Origin of the sequence: Streptomyces sp. NPDC004327 (genome assembly GCF_042873935.1) — a bacterium.
In the GTDB taxonomy this organism is placed as follows: domain Bacteria; phylum Actinomycetota; class Actinomycetes; order Streptomycetales; family Streptomycetaceae; genus Streptomyces.
The window spans coordinates 1-18456 of the sequence record NZ_JBIAME010000014.1; the positions used below are offsets into that span (position 1 = coordinate 1).

The following is an 18456-nucleotide window of genomic DNA, read 5'->3' on the forward strand; positions in this document are numbered from 1 at the left end:
GGGGACCCTGTGGGAGAGTAGGACGCCGCCGAACAATCATTGTGGGAAAGCCCCGCACCGTATGGTGCGGGGCTTTTCTGCGTTTACAGGACTTTATCTGCGTTCACTGGGTTCATCTGCGTGTCAGGTATGAGGGACGGCCGTGGCGACGAGGACGTCGAACTCCTCCAGGCTGCGCGTGACGACGCCGGCCTTCGCCGTGGCCTCGTCGCGGATCGCCGTCACGGTGGAGCGGGACGCGTCGAGGGCGGCCCTGTCGGCGTACAGCGTGCCCACCGCGGCCCTGCCGTGGGCGCGGTCGACGAGGAGCGAGACGCCCTTCATGCCGGGGATGGCCTCCACCTTCGGCAGCGCGGTCTCGCGGAACGTCGTCACGAGCCGGTCGATGCCGGCGGGCTCGACGTCGAGCCGGGCCAGCCGGAACGTCGCGCCGGGGCCGACGTCCTCGCGGCGGCGGGCGACGGCGGCCTCCCAGTTGTCGATGGCCCCGGTCCGTGAGAACGGCGCGAACATCTCGGTCCGCCGGGCGCGCAGGGCCTCCTCGCTGGCCTGCCGGGACGCCTCGTCCTCCCACCAGGACCCCACCAGGAGCTTGCCGACCGTCCGGTCGACGAACACTCCCATGCCGCGATAGCCCCGCTGCCCCGACAGCAGCTCGCGCCCTTCGCTCCGGACCGACTCGGCGACGTCGTCGAGCTGTGCCGGATCACCCGTCATGTAGATGGTGCGCACGTACATAGCGGCCTTCCTGCCTTCCGGTGCCCCCGGTGAGTGCTCGTTCTTCCCCGCCTTCCATGCGAGGGCCGGGGCGGGCGCGGGGCAACGCGACAAGGGCGTTCGGGTGACGGCAAAGGCGCGTTAGCGGTACGCAAGCCGGACGGCAAGGGCCGGCGGGAGAGTGGTCGTGGCACCGACAGGGAGTGGTGCCGTCCGAACCTGACCGGGGGAGCCTGACCATGCGTACGATCCGTAAGAACACCGTCCTCGCCGTCGCGGCCGTTGCCGTGCTGTCGCTGGGTATGACCGCCTGCCAGGGCGGCGACGACAAGGGCGGCAGCCGGGACGAGGGCGCCGCGTCGGCCGGCGCCGCCGCCACGTCGGGTGGTCAGGGCGGCCAGACGACCACCGAGGCCGCGGGCTCGACCACCGCCGGCGGCACCACGGGCGGCAGCACCACCGGCGGGTCGACGACCGGCGGCGGCAAGAGCACGACGAAGACCTCCTCCAAGACCGGCGGCAAGACGTCGGGCGCCACCCCGTCCTGCACCGTCAAGGACGTGAAGATCACGGCCGCCAAGGCCGACGAGACGCCCACCGAGCACATCGTGCTGACCGCGACCAACACCTCCGGCCGCACCTGCCGCCTGGACGGCTACCCGCTGCTCGCGTTCGGCCAGATCCAGACCGCCAAGGACATCCCGGCAGTCGCCAAGAGCAAGCCGGCGAGCCCGGTCGTCCTCCAGGCCGGCAGCCCGGCGTACGCCAACGTGCGCGTCGTGAACGGTGGCGTCCACGAGGACAACAAGGTTGTTACGTCCTTCAACGTGAACCTTTTCACCGGTGACGCCCCCACCGAGGGCAGCATCGTCGTCAAGGCCCCGGCCGGCGGCCTGGCCGTCGACGAGGCCGTCGCGAAGACCGGCTACTGGACGCCGGAGCTCCGCAACGGCGCCGACGAGTTCTGAGCCTGACCGAGAGCTCCGCGTGAGGGCCGGTGCCGCCGCTAGGGCCTGTCCGGCCCTGATCCGCCGGACAGGCCCTAGGCGCGCCGGCCCTCTGCCGTGCCCGCGCCCGCCAGGCCCGTCTTCGTGCCCGCGCCGCACAGCGGCACGACCGTGGTGCCCGGGCGGTCCGGGGCCGCGCGGACCGCGGCCCAGCAGACGGCGGCCGTCGGCTCGACGTACAGGCCGCGGCGGGCGAGGTCGAGCTGGGCGGTGCGGACCTGGTCGTCGGTGACGGTGTGGAAGGTGCCGCCGCTCAGCCGGACGGCGCGCAGGATCTGGGCGGCGCGGGGCGGGGCGCTGATGGCGATGCCCTCGGCGAGGGTGGGGCGGCTCTCGGCCGGGCCGGCCGGCTCGTCCGCGCCCGCGTGGAAGGCGGCGGCCAGCGGCGAGACGGCCTCCGCCTGGACCGCGACCAGGGCGGGGCGGCTCTCGACGAGGCCGTGCCCGTACAGCTCCTCGACGGCGAGGGCCGCGCCGAGCAGCAGCGTTCCGTTGCCGACGGGCAGGACGAGGGTGTCGGGGAGCCGGCCGCCGAGGTCCTCCCAGAGCTCGTAGACGTACGTCTTGGTGCCGTGCAGGAAGTGCGGGTTGTACGCGTGCGAGGCGTACATGACGTCCGGTGCGTCAGCCGCAGCGCGCGCCGCCCGCGCGGTCTCCTCCCGGTCGCCCGCCACGACCACCACCCGGGCGCCGTGCGCCCGGATCTGCTCCAGCTTCTTCGGGGACGTCCCCTCCGGTACGTACACGGCGCAGTCGAGTCCGGCCCGGGCGCCGTACGCGGCGATCGCCGTGCCCGCGTTGCCGCTGCTGTCGGCGATCACCGTGCGCGGGCCGAGCCGGCGCGCCAGCTCGGCGAGCATCACCGCGCCGCGGTCCTTGAAGGAGGAGGTCGGCATGAGGAAGTCGAGTTTGGCCGAAACCCGCTCGGTCAGCGGGACGACGGGCGTACGGCCCTCGCCGAGCGTCACATGGGGGATCTCGGTGGCGAGCGGCAGCGCCTCCGCGTAACGCCACAGTGAATTCACGCGTGACGAGAGGGACGGGAGGGAGACGGGTGCGGCGGCGAAGTCGAGGTCCCAGGGGCCGTGGCAGTGCGGACAACGCCAGGTGAGGGCGGACGCGGGGGCCCGGACGTGGCAGCGGGGGCATACGTAGGCCGTCATGGCCGCCAGGATGTCAGCCTTGTGGCGGACGCGTGTCATGACGCTCGGGACTCTTGTGTGATTCCCATGACTCGGTCAATCTTTCGTTCGGCACCCGGATATGACGAACCGTCCGCGACCCCGGACGAAGTCTTGTCATGTCCATGAAGAGTGCCCAGGAAAACCCGTACCCCCACAGCAGCGCACCACCAATGAGGAGGACCCCTCACATGTCCGTGATGCGTGACTCGCGGCGCAGGCTCGCCGCCGCCGGCGCCATCGCCGTCGCCGCCCTCGCGCTCGGCTCCCTGTCCACCGCCCCGGTCATGGCCGCCGGGAGCAGCGCCGAAGGCGTGATCCTCAACGCCGGCGCCGAAGGGACCGTCGCCGACAGCTACATCGTCACCCTCCGCGACTCCGCCGCCCGCGCGGACTCGGCGCAGGGCCGGGCGGTCGCCACGAAGTTCGGCGCCAAGATCAAGCGGACGTACCACGCGGCGCTCAACGGCTACTCCGTCGAACTCTCCGAGGCGCAGGCCAAGCGGCTCGCCGCCGACCCGGCGGTCCGGTCCGTCAGCCAGAACCGGGTCTTCCACGTCGACGGCACCCAGCCCTCGCCGCCGTCCTGGGGCCTCGACCGGATCGACCAGAAGGCCCTGCCGCTGAACCAGAGCTACACCTATCCGGACAGCGCGGGCCAGGGCGTCACGGCGTACATCATCGACACCGGCGTCCGCATCACCCACAGCGACTTCGGCGGCCGCGCCTCCTACGGCTACGACGCCATCGACAACGACAACACCGCCCAGGACGGCCACGGCCACGGCACCCACGTCGCCGGCACGGTCGCGGGCAACTCCTACGGCGTCGCCAAGAAGGCGAAGATCGTCGGCGTCCGGGTCCTCGACAACTCCGGCTCCGGCACCACCGACCAGGTCGTCGCCGGCATCGACTGGGTGACCCAGAACGCCGTCAAGCCGGCCGTCGCCAACATGAGCCTCGGCGGCGGTGTCGACACCGTCCTCGACGACGCCGTGCGCCGCTCGATCGCCTCCGGCGTGACCTACGCGGTCGCCGCCGGAAACGAGACCGACAACGCCGCCAACCACTCCCCGGCCCGCGTGGCCGAGGCGATCACGGTCGGCGCGACGACGTCCACCGACGCCAAGGCCAGCTACTCCAACTACGGCACCGGCCTCGACCTCTTCGCCCCGGGCTCCTCCATCACCTCGTCCTGGAACACCAGCGACACGGCCACCAACACCATCTCCGGTACGTCGATGGCGACTCCGCACGTCACCGGCGCCGCCGCCCTCTACCTGGCCGACCACCCGACGGCGACCCCGGCCGCCGTCTCCTCGGCCCTCACCGCCGCCGCCACCCCGAACGTGGTGACCAGCCCCGGCACCGGCTCGCCGAACAAGCTGCTCTACGTCGGCACCGGCACCACCCCGCCGCCCACCGGCCCGCGCTTCGAGAACACCGCCGACTACACGATCAACGACAACGCGACCGTCGAGTCCCCGGTCACCGTCAGCGGCGTCACGGGCAACGCCCCGGCCGCGCTCCAGGTGCCGGTGAACATCGTCCACACCTACATCGGTGACCTCCAGGTCCAGCTGATCGCCCCCGACGGCTCGGCGTACACGCTGAAGGCGTTCGGCACCGGCGGCAGCGCGGACAACATCAACACCACCTACACCGTCAACGCCTCCTCCGAGGTCGCGAACGGCACGTGGAAGCTCCGGGTCACGGACAACGCGGCCCAGGACACCGGCTACATCGACTCCTGGGCGCTGCAGTTCTGACGCCCGCGGTCATCGGGAGGGGCGGTCGCCGTTCGTACGGCGGCCGCCCCTTCGGTCACTCCTCCTCGAAGACGTACGGGACCGGATCCCGCACCCAGCCCGCCGACAGCACCAGCCGCGAGGTGCGGTGGACGCAGAGGAAGCCGAAGGGGCGGTCGACGTCCAGGTCGACGTGCCGCACGACGTACGGGAAGCGCGGCACGGCGCTCCCGCCGGCGATCCCGAACGCCGTCACCGCCGCCGCCTCGAAGCCCGACGCGGTGAAGCGGGCCAGCGCCGCCTGGCGGGCCTCCTGGACGAAGAGCGGCGGATTGTCGGCGACGCCCGGGAAGTGCCCGAGCGCGTCGTCCCCCGTCCTCGCCGTCGTCAGGCCGAACACCTCGTGCAGCGCGGTCAGATCGTGGGTGGCGGTGAGCGAGAACGGCGAGGTGCTGACCGAGAGGTACGGATCGCGCGAGGTGCTGCGGACGTTGCGGACGCGCAGGCCCGGGCCCGGCTCGCCCAGCGGCAGCCGGTCGCCCGGCACGGTCGTCACGGTGCCGGCCAGCACGTCGAGTCCGGCGCGCAGCACCGCGCCGCGGTCCGCGTCCTCCGGGCCGAGCAGCAGGTGCACGTCGACACCCGTGTCGCCGAGGACCTTCAGGACCGTCAGTGGCCCCGCGGCCGTCCCGGCCACGCCGACCCGGTCGAGCAGCCCGGTCGTGCGGTGCAGCGCGACCAGTTCGCGCCCCGCCCAAGGGCCGTTCTCGGGCAGCATGCCGCCCTCGCGGAAGGGCCGCAGCCAGCTCGTGCGGACCGCCTGCGCGGCGGCCAGGACCAGCTCCGTCTCCTCGTTGACGGCGACCGGCATCCGCGGGATCAGGCCGCCGGTGCGCTCCGCCGCCCACGCGTCCAGGAGCCGCTGGTTCGCCTTGTCGTCCGCGCCGAGCCGGCCGAGGGCCGCGTCCGGCAGGCCCGCGGCCCAGGCGTCGTTCAGCGCCACCCGGGGGCGCGTCCACAGGCCGACGGCCGAGCCGACGCCGCGGATCCGGGCGAGGCCCGCGAGCAGTTCGCGCGCCGCGTCCGCGGCCGGGCCGGCCGCCATGCCGAGGGCCTCCTCCAGTTCGCCCCGGGCCGGGCCGCCCGCGCCGTCCGCGAGGAAGGCGAGCAGCGGCCAGACGCCGGTCGCGGACAGGACGGTGCCCTCGCCGTCGGGCGGCAGCGCCCCGGCCCAACGGGCCGTCAGCCGGTTGACCGCCCGCACCGTAGAGACCCGCATTCCGCCCCTGTCCCCGGACCACGTACGATGCGCGCGCCCGTTCGATTCTCTGAATCCGTGCCGAATTCCCCGCCCCAAACAGGAGCACCGTACTCGTGGATCCCTCCCCGTCGCCCCAGGATTTCCCGGCCCCGCAGCAGCCTCCGCAGCCGCCGAGCCAGGAGTGGCCCGCGCCTGGCCAGGGAGCGGGTCAGGGAGCAGGTCAGGGGGGTCAGGGGTTCGGGCCGGTGCCCGGTCAGGGTGGCGTGCCCGGCCCGTACGGGGTCCCCGGCCCGTACACCTCGCCGCTGCCCGGCCCCTACGGCCCCGGCCTCGTGCCCGGCGGTCCGGGCCCCTACGGGACGCCCCCTCAGGGCACCAACGGACTCGCGGTCGCGTCGCTCGTCTCCGGCATCGTGTGCTGTCTGCCGCCGCTCGGCCTCGTGTTCGGCCTGATCGCGCTGCCGCAGATCAAACGGAAGCAGCAGAGGGGCAAGGGGTTCGCGGTCGCGGGCATCGTGCTCTCCTCCCTCGCCAGCCTCCTGATGGTCCTCGGCATCGCGTCGGGCGGATTCGCCGACGCCTGGCGGGACTTCAAGAAGGGCATGGACGAGGCCGCGTCCCAGCGGTCGGCGTTCGACCTGCAGAAGGGCGACTGCTTCAAGGTCGACGGCAAGCTGGAGGCGTACACGACCGACGTGAAGACGGTCGTGTGCACCAAGCCGCACCAGGGCGAGGTCAGCGGCGGCTTCAAGGTCACCGGCTTCACCAAGTGGCCCGGAGAGGACGCGATCGACAAGATCGCCGAGAAGCGCTGCGAGCGGATCAACAACGCGTACGCGCTGGACACCTGGGCCGTTCCGGAGGCCGCGGTCACCTACTACTACCTGCCGAGCAAGGAGAGTTGGCGGAGCGGCGACCGCACGGTGACCTGTGCGCTCGCCACCGAGGAGGAGCCCTTCACCACCTCCCTGCGCAGCGACGCCACCACGCTCGACCTTCACCAGCTGCACTTCCTCACGACCATGAACCCGGTCGACGACGCCGTCTTCGAGGAGCCGGACGAGGACGCGGACGCCGATCTGGAGGCCAACAAGGCGTGGGCGCAGAAGGTGCACCACGCCGTCACCACGGCCGGCGACGGCCTGCGCGCCCACGCCTGGCCGGCGGAGTCCGCCGAGTCCGTCGGGCGGCTCGCGGCCAAGCTGGACGCGGCGGCGCGCACGTGGCAGAAGCTCGCGACGGCGACTGACGCGGACGCCTTCCGGGAGTCCTACGACGAGGCGTACGACGCGCTCCCCCCGGACCTCGGCAAGGACTCCCGCGCGGCGCTCGGCCTCACGCCGGTCCCGCAGGGCAGCGACAGCAGCGACAGCGGTGGCGGCGGCACGGGCGGCGGCAGTGGTGACAGCAGTGGTGACAGCAGTGGTGACGGTGACAGCGGGAGCAGGAAGGTCTGAGGATGCCGAGGATTCCGACGGGCGTTCGGTGGCTATACCTGCGGTAAGGCCTCACGTAAAGGCAAATCATCACTTCGGGTGAAACTCTGGCCCATGCTTGCGGGTGCGCACCCTCGGTTGCGACGCTGTGGCTCACAGTCAAGCCGAGGGGAGTGTCCAGTGACGTTCGGTGAGCAGCCGGCCTATCTGCGTGTGGCGAGCGACCTTCGGGAGAAGATCGCCAACGGCTCGCTTCCCCCGCACACCCGCCTTCCCTCGCAGGCGCGCATCCGCGAGGAGTACGGGGTGTCGGACACCGTCGCGCTGGAGGCGCGCAAGGTCCTCATGGCGGAGGGCCTGGTCGAGGGGCGCTCCGGCTCGGGGACCTATGTGCGCGAGCGGCCCGTGCCGCGCCGGATCGCCCGCTCCGGATACCGGCCCGCCTCCGGTGCGAGCACCTTCCGTCAGGAGCAGGGTGCCGAAGGGGCGCGCGGCACCTGGGAGTCGGGCAGCGAGCAGGAGGATGCCGGCCCGGAGGTCGCCGCACGGCTCGGCATCGAGGCGGGGGAGCGGGTGATGCGCACGCGGTACGTGTACCGGGAGGGCGGCGAGCCGATGATGATCTCGACCTCCTGGGAGCCGCTCGCCGTCACCGGCCGCACGCCGGTGATGCTGCCCGAGGAGGGACCGCTGGGCGGCTGCGGGGTCGTCGAGCGGATGGCCGCGATCGACGTCGTCGTGGACAACGTGGTGGAGGAGGTCACCGCCCGGCCCGGGCTCGCGGAGGAGCTGCTGACGCTCGGCGGCGTGCCCGGTCACGTGGTGATGGTGATCGAGCGGACCTTCTACGCCTCGGGGCGCGCGGTGGAGGCCGCGGACGTCGTCATCCCGGCCGACCGCTACAAGATCGCGTACCACCTGCCGGTGCGCTGACCCCGCCCGGAATCCCCCTCTTTTCCCCCGGACCGCTGGTTACTGGCCAGATACATACCTCTTTGTGAAAACCCGTATCCGCTGTGTAAAGGTCGGGCGTAAGCTCGGGCATATGCGGAATGCGATTTCCTGGAGATCGTCAGACACGGCCGGACCGGTGGAGGGGGAAATCCGATGAGTCCGATGAACGACAACGCCGCAGACCTGACCTGGCTGGTCGTGAGGCAGGACGACAACGGCAACCGCTACCGCGTGGGCCGGTACGCGACCAAGGACGAGGCCCAGCGGATCGCCGACAGCCTCGACGACCGCGGACACAAGCAGATCTACTGGGTGGAGCGCATCGGCCAGCCCGCGCTCTGACCCGCCCGCCCCGGGTGCTGACCACGCCCGGGTTACGCTCCGGGCCATGACGACTGATCACCGCACCGACCCCGTCGTGGTCGTCGCCGGGGCCCTCTACGACCAGGGCCGGCTGCTCGCCGCGCGCCGCAGCGCGCCCGTCGAGCTGGCCGGCCGCTGGGAGCTGCCCGGCGGCAAGCTGGAGCCGGGCGAGACGCCGGAGGGGGCGCTGGTCCGGGAGTTGCGCGAGGAGCTCGGCGTCGAGACCGAGACCGTGGCGCGCATCCCCGGCGAGTGGCCGCTCAAGCCCGGCTACGTGCTGTGGGTCTGGGCCGCCCGCCTCCGTGACGGCGCGGCGCGGCCCGAGCCGCTCCAGGACCACGACGAACTGCGCTGGCTGGCCCGTCACGAGCTCGACTCCGTCGACTGGATCGACGCCGACCGCCCCGCCGTCGCCGAGGCCGCCCGCCTGCTGCCCGGGCCCGGGCTTCCGTAGGTTCCGGGGGTCCCGGCATCGCTCCGGCGCCCCCCGCGGCGCCCGCGACCGGGCCGTACGCCGTTCGTGCCACCATGCGCCGATGGGCCCACCCGGCGCGATATCCCACTCCGAATATCGGGTATGTCGTGATTAACCCCCCGAAATAGGACGTGGGCCTCGTGATCGACACCGAAGGCGACTGCGCCGAGTGGCATTTCCCGGCGGAGGCCAATGCCGTGCGCACGGCCCGTCACGCGGTACGGGACACCCTGCGCGCCTGGCGGCTCGACGCGGTGATCGGGGACGTGACCGTCCTGCTCGTCAGTGAGCTGGTGACGAACTCGCTGCGCTATGCCTCCGGGCCCATCGGCGTCCGCCTCGTCCGCCTCGGGCCCGACGGGGGCGGCCCCGCGCACGGTCCGGCGCGCGGCCCCGCGCTCCTCGTGGAGGTCTCCGATCCGCTTCCGGTCGAGCCCACCGAACGCCCCGCAGGGCCCGACGACGAAGGCGGCCGCGGGCTCCAGCTGGTGGCCTGTTCCGCACGCCGCTGGGGCACCCGCGCGGGCAGGACCGGAAAAACCGTGTGGTTCGAGCTCGCCCTCCCTGGTGAGTAAACAGGGTGGGACGACGATCAGCGGGCCTCGGCCGGAAACGAACGAGACCACCCTGTGATCGTGAACGTCGTGCCGACCAGGGCCTTGGTGCTGAATACTGCGCACATGGCCGGTCCGGTGCGGTGAGCTGGAGGGGACGGTCGCGTGAGCGAGATACCTGAGACGGCGAGCGGTGTCGTGTGGCAGAGCAGCCCGCCCGGGTCGATCTATGACTTCATCCGGGTCGCCTCCTTCTCGATCGGCCCCGACGGGCTGGTCGACCAGTGGAGCAGGCGCGCCGTGGAACTCTTCGGCGTGACCGCCGAGGAGGCCAGGGGCAAGGATCCCGTCGACGCCTTCATGCCTGCCGACCTGCGCGAGCGCGGCCACCGCAAGGTCCGCGAGATCCTCGACGGCAAGGAGTGGACGGGCCTGGTCCCGTTCCGGATGCCGGATGACGAGGGCGGGCCGGGGGCGGGCCGACCGCACGGCATCGCCGAGATGTACGTGATGCCGAGCGAGACCCGCAGCGGGCAACGGGCCGCGCTGTGCATCGTCGTCGACGTCCGCGCGCTGCGCCGCATTGAGACCGACCTCGCCGCCTCGCAGGCCATTTTCGGCCAATCCCCCTTCGGTTTCCTGCTCTTCGGCACCGACCTCACCGTGAAGCGCGCCAACCGCCGCTTCGCCACCGTCTTCGGCGGCTCCGCCGACGACCACCGCGGCCGGACCGTCGACGACTACCTCGCCCGGCCCGAGGCCGAGCGGCTGAACGCGGCCCTCCGAAAGGTCCTGGACACCGGCGAGGCCGTCACCGACCTGGAGATCGTCGGCGCCGCGCCCGGCGCCAAGGACCGCCGCCAGTGGTCCATCAACCTCTACCGGGTGCACAGCGGCACCGGCCGCCCCATCGGCGTCGCCGGCCTCGGCATCGACGTCACCCGCCGCTACAACGCGGCCCGCGAGGCCGCCAGCGCCCGCCGCAACCTCGCCCTGCTCAACGAGGCCGGCGCGCGCATAGGGAACACCCTCGACCTGGAGGCCACCGCCCGCGAGCTCCTCGACGTCGCCGTCCCCGGCTTCTGCGACCTCGCCACCGTCGACCTCTACCAGGGCCTGCTCACCGGCGACGAGGCCCCGCCGGGCCGCTGGGGCAGCTCCCACGACGTCGGGTACGGGGCGGGCAGCGCCGAGGTCCGCCGGGTGGCCGTCGCCAGCGCGATCGCGGACACCCCCGCCGTACGCGTCGGCAGACCGCGCACCGCGCCGCCCACCGAACAGCAGACCGCGGCACGTACCGAACCGCGCACCGGCGAACACCCGGCCACCGGCGCCGGCACCGCCAGCGGCACCGGGACAAGCCCCGGCACCGGCACCGGGACAAGTACAAGCACCGGCACCGGCACCGGGGCTCACGGCCCGGCGGTCCCGGGCACGCCCGCCGGCCCGCTCCTCGGCGACGACTGCGGCGACACCGGTCCCGTCGAGGTCGGCTCCGTGCACCGCTTCCCGTTCAACTCGCCCTGCGCCGGCGCCCTGCGCACCCGCCGGGTCCACACCGTGCCCGGCCCGGACGGCAGCCTCGTCCAGTCCACCCTGGTCGTGCCGATGGTCGCCCACGACACCGTCGTCGGACTCGTCCAGTTCTCCCGCGCCAAGGGCAGCGAACCCTTCGGCGAACGCGACCGCGCCCTCGCCGTCGAACTCGCCGCCCGCGCCGCCGTCTGCATCGACAACGCCCGCCTCTACCGGCGCGAGCACGAGCGGGCGCTCATCCTCCAGCGCAGCCTGCTGCCGCCCGGCGACCCCGAGGCCGCCGGCCTCGACATCGCCTGTCGCTACCTCCCCGGCACCGTCGGCTCCGAGGTCGGCGGCGACTGGTTCGACGTCATCGAACTCCCCGGCCACCGCACCGCCCTGGTGATCGGCGACGTCATGGGCCGCGGCCTGCGCGCCGCCGTCGCCATGGGCGAACTGCGCACCGCCGTCCGCACCCTCGCCCAGCTCGACCTCGAACCGGCCGAGGTCCTCTCGCACCTCGACGAGATCGCCCGCGGCCTCGGCGCCCCGGCCGGCGCCCAGCAGTCCGCCCGCGCGCACAAGGCCCGCGGCCCGGAACTCTCCGAGGTCTACCTCGCCACCTGCGTCTACGCGGTCTACGACCCGGTCACCCGGCGCTGTACGTTCGCCAACGCCGGCCATCTGCCGCCCGTGCTCGTCGAACCCGGCGAGGAGGCCCGGCTCCTCGACGTACCGCCGGGGATGCCGCTCGGCGTCGGCGGCGAGCCCTTCGAGGAGGTCACCCTCGAACTCCCCGAGGGCGCGCTGCTCGCGCTCTACACCGACGGGCTCGTCGAGTCCCGCGACCATCCGCTCGACGAGGGCCTGAGCGCCTTCCGCAACGCCCTCGCCAAGCCCAACCGGCCCCTGGAGGACGTCTGCGACCACGTCCTGACCACCCTCGACACCCGGCACGGCGAGGACGACATCGCCCTGCTCATGGCGCGGATCCAGGGCCTGCCCAGCGAGGCCGTCGGCGACTGGCGGCTGCCCCGCGAGCCCCGCTCGGTCGGCCGCGCCCGCGAACTGGCCCGCGCCCAGCTCACCGCCTGGGAGCTGGAACCCCTGGTCGACACCGTCGAACTGCTCGTCAGCGAGCTCGTCACCAACGCCCTGCGGTACGGCGAGGGCGAGATCCGGCTGCGTCTGCTGCGCGACCGCACGCTGGTGTGCGAGGTGTGGGACGCGGGCCTGGTCCAGCCCCGGCGGCGCCGGGCCAAGGACACCGACGAGGGCGGCCGTGGACTCCAGCTGGTCGGACTGCTCAGCGCGGCCTGGGGCTCGCGGCGCACCCCGCGCGGCAAGACGGTGTGGTTCGAACTGCCCCTGCCGGACGGGGACGGAGCCGCCGAACCGACGGTCGACCAGCTGCTCAGCATGTTCTGAGGGCCGGGGGCCGGGGGCCGCTTGACCGCAGGGCCGCGGGGCCGCGGGGCCGCGGGGCCGCGGGGCCACAGGGCCGCCGACCACCGGGCCGCGAGGCCACCGGGCCGCGAGGCCACCGGGCCGCGAGGCCACCGGGCCGCGAGGCGGCGGGGCCACGGGGCCACGGGACCACTGGCCCGCGGGCCCGGCTCAGTGCTTCCGCGCGGCGAGCCGGGCCTCGATCTCCGCCTGGTCGCCGAGCTCGTCCGGCCGTTCCACCAGGGCGGCCGCGGAGGCGGCGCCGAGCTCCCGCCGGCCGCGTTCCTTCGTCTACCGGCCGCTGCCGAGCCGGCCGCGTGTGCCGCTGCCGCCGAAGCTGCCGGGGCCGCCGCCGAAATCGCCGCCGAAGCCGCCGCCCCCGGGGTCCGAGCGGCCGTCGTCGACGAGTCCGCCGAGGATGATGCCGCCGAGCACCGCCCCGCCGAGGCCGCCGCCCCCGGAGCCCGGGTCGCCGGCCGCGCCGCCGAGGCCGTCGGGGTTGCCGTATTGGCGCACGTCCTGTTCGGCGAGGTCCTGGGCGCGCCGCGCGAGGGCGTCGGCTCGCTGGGCCTCGGCGAGGGCGGAGCGCGGGTCGCCGGTGGCGAGGGTGGCGGCCCGGTCGAGGCGGCGGCGCGCCTCGGCGAGGCGGGTGCGGGCCTCGGCGCCGACGGCACCGCGGTGGGTGGTGACGTAGTCGCCGGCCGCGCCGCTCGCGGACCGGGCGGTCAGTGCGGCCCGCTCCAGGAGCGCGCGGGTCCGCCGGTCGTCCGGCGCGCGCTCCCCGGCCCCGGTGAGGGCCCGGTCGAGCGCGGTGTCGGCCTCCTCGACGCGGCGCAGCGCGTCGAGCGGGTCGTAGCGGCCGGAGCCGACGGCCGCCCGGACGTCGGCGAGCACCGACTCGGCCCGGCCGACCCTGCCGCGCAGGTCCGCCGTCGGCGGGTCCGGCGCGGTGCCCTGGAGCAGGCCGTGGGCGTCGGCGAGGTCGGCCTCGGTCGCGGCGAGCGCCGCGGCCAGCCCGCCCACCGCCTCCGCCAGCTCCCGGGCCCGCCGGTCCACGGCCCCGAACAGCCGGGCGGCCTGGTCGACGGCGCCCTCGGCGGCCCGGATCTGCACCGCGGCGGCGGAGCCGTCGCCCCGGTCGAGGTGGTGGCGGGCCCGGTCGACGGCGGCGGCGGCGAACACCAGCCGCTCCCTGGCCTGTTCGACGGCGCCGGAGACCGGGGCCGCCGCCGACTCGGTGTACCGCTCGCGCATGGTGTCGAGCGCCGCCTGCGCCGAGGCCACCCGGCCGCTCAGCTCGCCGTACGCCGTCTCGACGGCGGCCAGCGCCTCGGGCGCGGTGTGCTCCAGGGCCCGCAGCCCGTCGAAGCCGGCCGCCTCGGCGTCGAGCCGGGCGTCCGCGTCGGCGCACCGCCTCAGCATCTCCTCCAGCATGGCCCGGCGGGTCGCGTCGTCCTCGGGAATCGCGTCGTCGAGCTGCTGCAGCAGCCGGAACGCGGCGGTCAGCTCGCCCTGCGCGTACGCCACCGCCCCGGTGAACGGCTTCGCCGCCTCCTCGCCGAACCGGGCGGTCGCGAAGCCCAGTTCCTCCTGGCTGGTGCGGACCGCGTCGTCGGTCTCGACCAGCGCCCGCCGCGCCTGCCCGTCGAGCTCGGCGAGCGGTGTGGCCGGCGGGCCCTGCGGGGTGCCCCAGCCGGCGCCGCCGGACGCCGCCCCGCCCCAGCGCCCGCCGCCCGGCGTGGTCCGCGTCCGGGCCCTGCGGCGGCGCCGGGTGTACGCGTGGGCGGCGACCGCCCCGGCGCCGACGACCAGGGCCACCGGGAGGATCAGATAGGTGCCGTTGGTGGCGTCCGTGACCGCGGCGTCCGTGACCGCGGCGTCCGGATCGGCCGGCCTCGGATCGGCCGGCCCCGGATCGGACGGCCCCGGGGCGGCCGCCGTTACGGGCCCGGGCCCGTAACGCCCGGAGAAGTCCCGTACGCAGATGACGTAGATGACGCAGAGCTGCGAGCGCTGCGAGCGAGGGGCGTCGTGGAGCCGGTCGAGTGCCGTGACGACGACCGCGTGCCGCTCGCCGCCGGCCCCCGCGCGGTCGGTGATCCGGCCTTCCCGGGGCAGCGCGACGGGAGCGTCGGCAGGGGCACTGTGGGCGCCGTGAGTGCCGGGCACGACCAGCCACCACGCCGCCACAAGGACCGACAGCAGGGCCCGGGTGGCTCTTCGCGTCACAGAAGGGAGGTTATGTCCGGGATTGCGGCCCCGCGACCGGGGCTACGGCGTGCGCTTGCGCCGCCTGATCTTGTCACCCAGCCACACAACCGGGTCGTACTTGCGGTCCACCACCCGCTCCTTCATCGGGATCAGCGCGTTGTCGGTGATGTGGATGTCCTCCGGGCACACCTCGGTGCAGCATTTGGTGATGTTGCAGTAGCCGAGGCCGTGCTCGTCCTGGGCCGTGCGCCGGCGGTCGAGGCCCGCCTCCTCCGCCGCGTCGAGCGGGTGCATGTCGAGTTCGGCGATCCGCATGAGGAAGCGGGGGCCGGCGAAGACGGCCTTGTTCTCCTCGTGGTCGCGGACCACGTGGCAGGTGTTCTGGCACAGGAAGCACTCGATGCACTTGCGGAACTCCTGCGAGCGGTCGACGTCCTCCTGCCGCATCCGGTACTCGCCGGGCGCGAGGCCGGCGGGCGGCACGAAGGCCGGGATCTCGCGGGCCTTCGCGTAGTTGAAGGAGACGTCGGTGACCAGGTCGCGCACGACCGGGAAGGCGCGCATCGGGGTGATGGTGACGGTCTCGTCGCGGCCGAAGACCGACATGCGGGTCATGCACATCAGCCGGGGCCGGCCGTTGATCTCGGCCGAGCAGGAGCCGCACTTGCCGGCCTTGCAGTTCCAGCGGACGGCCAGGTCGGGGGCCTGGGTGGCCTGGAGGCGGTGGACGATGTCGAGGACGACCTCGCCGTCGTGGACCTCGACCGCGTAGTCGGTCAGCTCGCCGCCGTCGGCGTCGCCGCGCCAGATCCGGAACCGTGCCTCGTACGTGCTCATGACTCCAGCTCCTCCTCGGCGAGGTACTTCGCCAGCTCCTCCTTCTCGAAGAGCGCCAGCAGGTCCGCCCGGATCGGCTCCGTCCGCACCCTCTCCAGGGCGATGCCGTCCGCCCCGGTCCGGCACAGCAGGTTCACCGGGCGCCAGTCGCGGTCCATCGCCGGGTAGTCCTCGCGGGTGTGGCCGCCGCGGGACTCGGTGCGCTCCAGGGCCGCGCGGGCCACGCACTCGCTGACCAGCAGCATGTTGCGCAGGTCGAGGGCGAGGTGCCAGCCGGGGTTGAACTGCCGGTGGCCCTCGACGGCGACCCGGCCCGTCCGCGCGCGCAGGGCGGCGATGCGCTCCAGGGCCTCGGCCATCTCGCCCTCCCGCCGGATGATCCCGACGAGGTCGTTCATCGTCTGCTGGAGTTCCTGGTGGAGGGTGTACGGGTTCTCGGCGGCGTCGCCGAAGGAGCCGCCGTCGAACGGGGCGAGCGCCTCCCGCCGGGCCGCGGCCACCGCCTCGTCGCCGATGCCGGCGGCCCGCTCCGCCCCCGCCGCGTACTCGGCCGCGTGCAGTCCGGCCCGGCGCCCGAACACCAGCAGGTCCGACAGCGAGTTCCCGCCCAGCCGGTTCGATCCGTGCATGCCGCCGGCGACCTCGCCCGCCGCGAAGAGCCCGGGGACGCCGGCCGCGGCCGCCGTCTCCGAGTCGACGCCGATGCCGCCCATCACGTAGTGGCAGGTCGGCCCGACCTCCATCGGCTCGGCGGTGATGTCGACGTCCGCCAGCTCCTTGAACTGGTGGTACATCGACGGCAGCCGGCGCCGGATCACGTCCGCCGGCATCCGCGTCGACACGTCGAGGAACACCCCGCCGTGCGGGGAGCCGCGGCCCGCCTTGACCTCGGAGTTGATCGCCCGGGCCACCTCGTCGCGCGGCAGCAGCTCGGGCGGTCGCCGGTTGTGGTCCGGGTCCTCGTACCAGCGGTCGCCCTCGTCCTCGCTCTGCGCGTACTTCTCCTTGAAGACCTCGGGGACGTAGTCGAACATGAACCGCCGGCCCTCGGAGTTCCGCAGCACCCCGCCGTCGCCGCGCACCGACTCGGTGACCAGGATCCCCTTCACCGACGGCGGCCAGACCATCCCGGTCGGATGGAACTGCACGAACTCCATGTTCACCAGCGGCGCCCCGGCGAGCAGCGCGAGCGCGTGCCCGTCGCCCGTGTACTCCCAGGAGTTCGACGTCACCTTGAACGACTTGCCGATGCCGCCGGTCGCCAGGACGACCGCGGGCGCCTCCAGCACGAAGAAGCGGCCGGACTCCCGCTCGTAGCAGAAGGCCCCCGCCACCCGCCCGGTCCCGTCCTTGAGGATCTGGGTGACCGTGCACTCCTGGAAGACCTTCAGGCCGCTCTCGTAGTCGCCGCTCTCCCGGTGGCCCTCCTGCTGGAGCGAGACGATCTTCTGCTGGAGGGTGCGGATCAGCTCCAGGCCGGTGCGGTCGCCGACGTGCGCGAGCCGCGGGTACTCGTGGCCGCCGAAGTTGCGCTGCGAGATCCGCCCGTCCGGGGTGCGGTCGAAGAGCGCGCCCCAGGTCTCCAGCTCCCACACCCGCTCGGGCGCCTCCTGGGCGTGCAGCTCGGCCATCCGCCACTGGTTGAGGAACTTCCCGCCGCGCATGGTGTCGCGGAAGTGGGTCTGCCAGGTGTCGTGCGGGTTGGCGTTGGCCATGGATGCGGCGATGCCGCCCTCGGCCATCACCGTGTGCGCCTTGCCGAAGAGGGACTTGCAGATGACGGCGGTACGGGCGCCCCGGCGCCGCGCCTCGATCGCCGCGCGCAGCCCGGCGCCGCCGGCGCCGACCACGATCACGTCCCACTGCTGTCGTTCGACGGACAGCCGGTCCACGGAAGTCATGTCAGAAGAACCTCGGGTCGTCGAAGGCGCCGGTGGCGAGCAGGTACACGTACAGGTCGCAGACCGCGACGCTGATCAGGGAGGCCCAGGCGAGCCGCATGTGGCGGTTGTTCAGCCGGCCCGCCCAGGTCCACAGCCGGTAGCGGACGGGATGCTTCGAGAAGTGCCGCAGCCGACCGCCGACGACGTGCCGGCAGGAGTGGCAGGAGAGCGTGTACGCCCAGATCAGCACGATGTTGACGACGAAGAGAAGCGTCCCGAGCCCCGCGTGGCCCCAGGCGTGGTGCTCGTCCCGGAAGGTCAGCGCGGTGTCGTAGGTGAGGATGCCGGCGACCGGCAGCGCCAGGTAGAAGAAGTAGCGGTGGACGTTCTGCAGGATCAGCGGGAAGCGGGTCTCGCCGCTGTAGGCGCGGTGCGGCTCGGCGACGGCGCAGGCCGGTGGAGAGGCCCAGAAGCCGCGGTAGTACGCCTTGCGGTAGTAGTAGCAGGTCAGCCGGAAGCCGAGCGGGAAGACCAGGATCAGCAGGGCGGGGGAGAGGCCCCACCAGCTGCCGAAGAGCGGCCAGTTGGGCCCGCCGGGCATCGGGACGCAGTTCTCGGCGAGGCACGGCGAGTAGAACGGCGACACGTAGGGCGCGTGGTAGTAGTGCGCGTTGGCGAAGGCCCGCCAGGTCGAGTAGGCGACGAAGGCGAGCAGTCCGGCGGCGGTGGCGGCGGGCGCCAGCCACCAGCGGTCGGTGCGCAGATGGCGGACGGCGAGGGAGGCGCGCCCCGGGGAGCGCACCCCCGTCGCCGCTCCGGTTCCTGGGGGTTCGGTACCTGTGGCCAACGGGGCCTCCTGGGGTCC

Annotated in this window: 15 protein-coding genes; 8 read left to right on the top strand and 7 right to left on the bottom strand. The window is 73.5% G+C overall.

From position 1 onward, the window contains the following. Positions 1–123 precede the first annotated feature (123 nt). Entirely contained in the window at positions 124–738 is a 615-nt protein-coding gene (locus ACFYU9_RS35645) for an antibiotic biosynthesis monooxygenase (protein ID WP_389347800.1), read from the bottom strand. 218 nt (positions 739–956) lie between these two features. Between ACFYU9_RS35645 and ACFYU9_RS35650 the strand changes: the two genes are divergently transcribed. After that, a complete protein-coding gene (locus tag ACFYU9_RS35650) occupies positions 957–1685 on the top strand; it encodes a DUF4232 domain-containing protein (RefSeq protein ID WP_389208083.1) in 729 nt (242 codons plus the stop codon). A 74-nt stretch (positions 1686–1759) separates the two neighbouring features. Here ACFYU9_RS35650 and ACFYU9_RS35655 read toward each other — a convergent pair whose 3' ends face one another. After that, positions 1760–2887 (bottom strand): threonine synthase, encoded by a 1128-nt coding sequence (locus tag ACFYU9_RS35655; RefSeq protein WP_389347802.1) that lies wholly within the window; start codon positions 2885–2887, stop codon positions 1760–1762. 209 nt (positions 2888–3096) lie between these two features. Between ACFYU9_RS35655 and ACFYU9_RS35660 the strand changes: the two genes are divergently transcribed. Beyond that, positions 3097–4674, top strand: a complete 1578-nt coding sequence (locus ACFYU9_RS35660; protein WP_389347804.1) for a S8 family serine peptidase — start codon at positions 3097–3099, stop codon at positions 4672–4674. A 55-nt stretch (positions 4675–4729) separates the two neighbouring features. On the opposite strand, the gene ACFYU9_RS35665 is transcribed toward ACFYU9_RS35660, so the two are convergent. Then, entirely contained in the window at positions 4730–5932 is a 1203-nt protein-coding gene (locus tag ACFYU9_RS35665) for a serpin family protein (protein WP_389347806.1), read from the bottom strand. 227 nt (positions 5933–6159) lie between these two features. On the opposite strand from ACFYU9_RS35665, the gene ACFYU9_RS35670 reads away from it, so the two are divergent. The 6 genes from ACFYU9_RS35670 (at position 6160) to ACFYU9_RS35695 (ending at position 12642) form a co-directional block, all read left to right on the top strand. Next, complete coding sequence (locus ACFYU9_RS35670; protein ID WP_389347808.1) at positions 6160–7371, top strand: DUF4190 domain-containing protein; 1212 nt, start codon at positions 6160–6162, stop codon at positions 7369–7371. Positions 7372–7530: 159 nt separating this feature from the next. Beyond that, positions 7531–8283 (top strand): GntR family transcriptional regulator, encoded by a 753-nt coding sequence (locus tag ACFYU9_RS35675; RefSeq protein ID WP_389208093.1) that lies wholly within the window; start codon positions 7531–7533, stop codon positions 8281–8283. 183 nt (positions 8284–8466) lie between these two features. Continuing rightward, complete coding sequence (locus tag ACFYU9_RS35680) at positions 8467–8646, top strand: SPOR domain-containing protein (protein ID WP_389208095.1); 180 nt, start codon at positions 8467–8469, stop codon at positions 8644–8646. A gap of 46 nt (positions 8647–8692) precedes the next feature. Next, positions 8693–9121, top strand: coding sequence for a (deoxy)nucleoside triphosphate pyrophosphohydrolase (locus tag ACFYU9_RS35685; RefSeq protein ID WP_389208097.1), 429 nt, complete (start codon positions 8693–8695; stop codon positions 9119–9121). Between the two features lie 161 nt (positions 9122–9282). After that, on the top strand, positions 9283–9717 hold the full coding sequence (locus ACFYU9_RS35690; protein ID WP_389208099.1) for an ATP-binding protein: 435 nt from the start codon (positions 9283–9285) through the stop codon (positions 9715–9717). Between the two features lie 144 nt (positions 9718–9861). Further along, complete coding sequence (locus ACFYU9_RS35695) at positions 9862–12642, top strand: SpoIIE family protein phosphatase (RefSeq protein ID WP_389347810.1); 2781 nt, start codon at positions 9862–9864, stop codon at positions 12640–12642. Between the two features lie 309 nt (positions 12643–12951). Here the strand turns inward: ACFYU9_RS35695 and ACFYU9_RS35700 are convergent, their stop codons facing one another. The 4 genes from ACFYU9_RS35700 to ACFYU9_RS35715 are packed head-to-tail and all read right to left on the bottom strand — an operon-like array spanning position 12952 to position 18438. After that, complete coding sequence (locus ACFYU9_RS35700; protein WP_389347812.1) at positions 12952–14889, bottom strand: TPM domain-containing protein; 1938 nt, start codon at positions 14887–14889, stop codon at positions 12952–12954. A gap of 42 nt (positions 14890–14931) precedes the next feature. Then, positions 14932–15708 carry a succinate dehydrogenase/fumarate reductase iron-sulfur subunit gene (locus ACFYU9_RS35705; RefSeq protein WP_389347814.1) on the bottom strand — a complete coding sequence of 259 codons (777 nt, stop codon included), beginning with the start codon at positions 15706–15708 and terminating at the stop codon, positions 14932–14934. Then, positions 15705–17609, bottom strand: a complete 1905-nt coding sequence (locus tag ACFYU9_RS35710; RefSeq protein WP_389208107.1) for a fumarate reductase/succinate dehydrogenase flavoprotein subunit — start codon at positions 17607–17609, stop codon at positions 15705–15707. Before ACFYU9_RS35710 ends, ACFYU9_RS35705 begins: the two co-directional genes overlap by 4 nt. Before the next feature lies 1 nt (position 17610). Further along, on the bottom strand, positions 17611–18438 hold the full coding sequence (locus tag ACFYU9_RS35715; RefSeq protein WP_389208109.1) for a hypothetical protein: 828 nt from the start codon (positions 18436–18438) through the stop codon (positions 17611–17613). Positions 18439–18456: the final 18 nt, after the last annotated feature.

What these genes read in the sequence shown, in the direction of transcription:
- ACFYU9_RS35645 (WP_389347800.1), bottom strand. Translation starts at nt 738, where the DNA reads ATGTACGTGCGCACCATCTACATGACGGGTGATCCGGCACAGCTCGAC.
- ACFYU9_RS35650 (WP_389208083.1), top strand. Translation starts at nt 957, where the DNA reads ATGCGTACGATCCGTAAGAACACCGTCCTCGCCGTCGCGGCCGTTGCC.
- ACFYU9_RS35655 (WP_389347802.1), bottom strand. Translation starts at nt 2,887, where the DNA reads ATGACGGCCTACGTATGCCCCCGCTGCCACGTCCGGGCCCCCGCGTCC.
- ACFYU9_RS35660 (WP_389347804.1), top strand. Translation starts at nt 3,097, where the DNA reads ATGTCCGTGATGCGTGACTCGCGGCGCAGGCTCGCCGCCGCCGGCGCC.
- ACFYU9_RS35665 (WP_389347806.1), bottom strand. Translation starts at nt 5,932, where the DNA reads ATGCGGGTCTCTACGGTGCGGGCGGTCAACCGGCTGACGGCCCGTTGG.
- ACFYU9_RS35680 (WP_389208095.1), top strand. Translation starts at nt 8,467, where the DNA reads ATGAACGACAACGCCGCAGACCTGACCTGGCTGGTCGTGAGGCAGGAC.
- ACFYU9_RS35685 (WP_389208097.1), top strand. Translation starts at nt 8,693, where the DNA reads ATGACGACTGATCACCGCACCGACCCCGTCGTGGTCGTCGCCGGGGCC.
- ACFYU9_RS35705 (WP_389347814.1), bottom strand. Translation starts at nt 15,708, where the DNA reads ATGAGCACGTACGAGGCACGGTTCCGGATCTGGCGCGGCGACGCCGAC.
- ACFYU9_RS35710 (WP_389208107.1), bottom strand. Translation starts at nt 17,609, where the DNA reads ATGACTTCCGTGGACCGGCTGTCCGTCGAACGACAGCAGTGGGACGTG.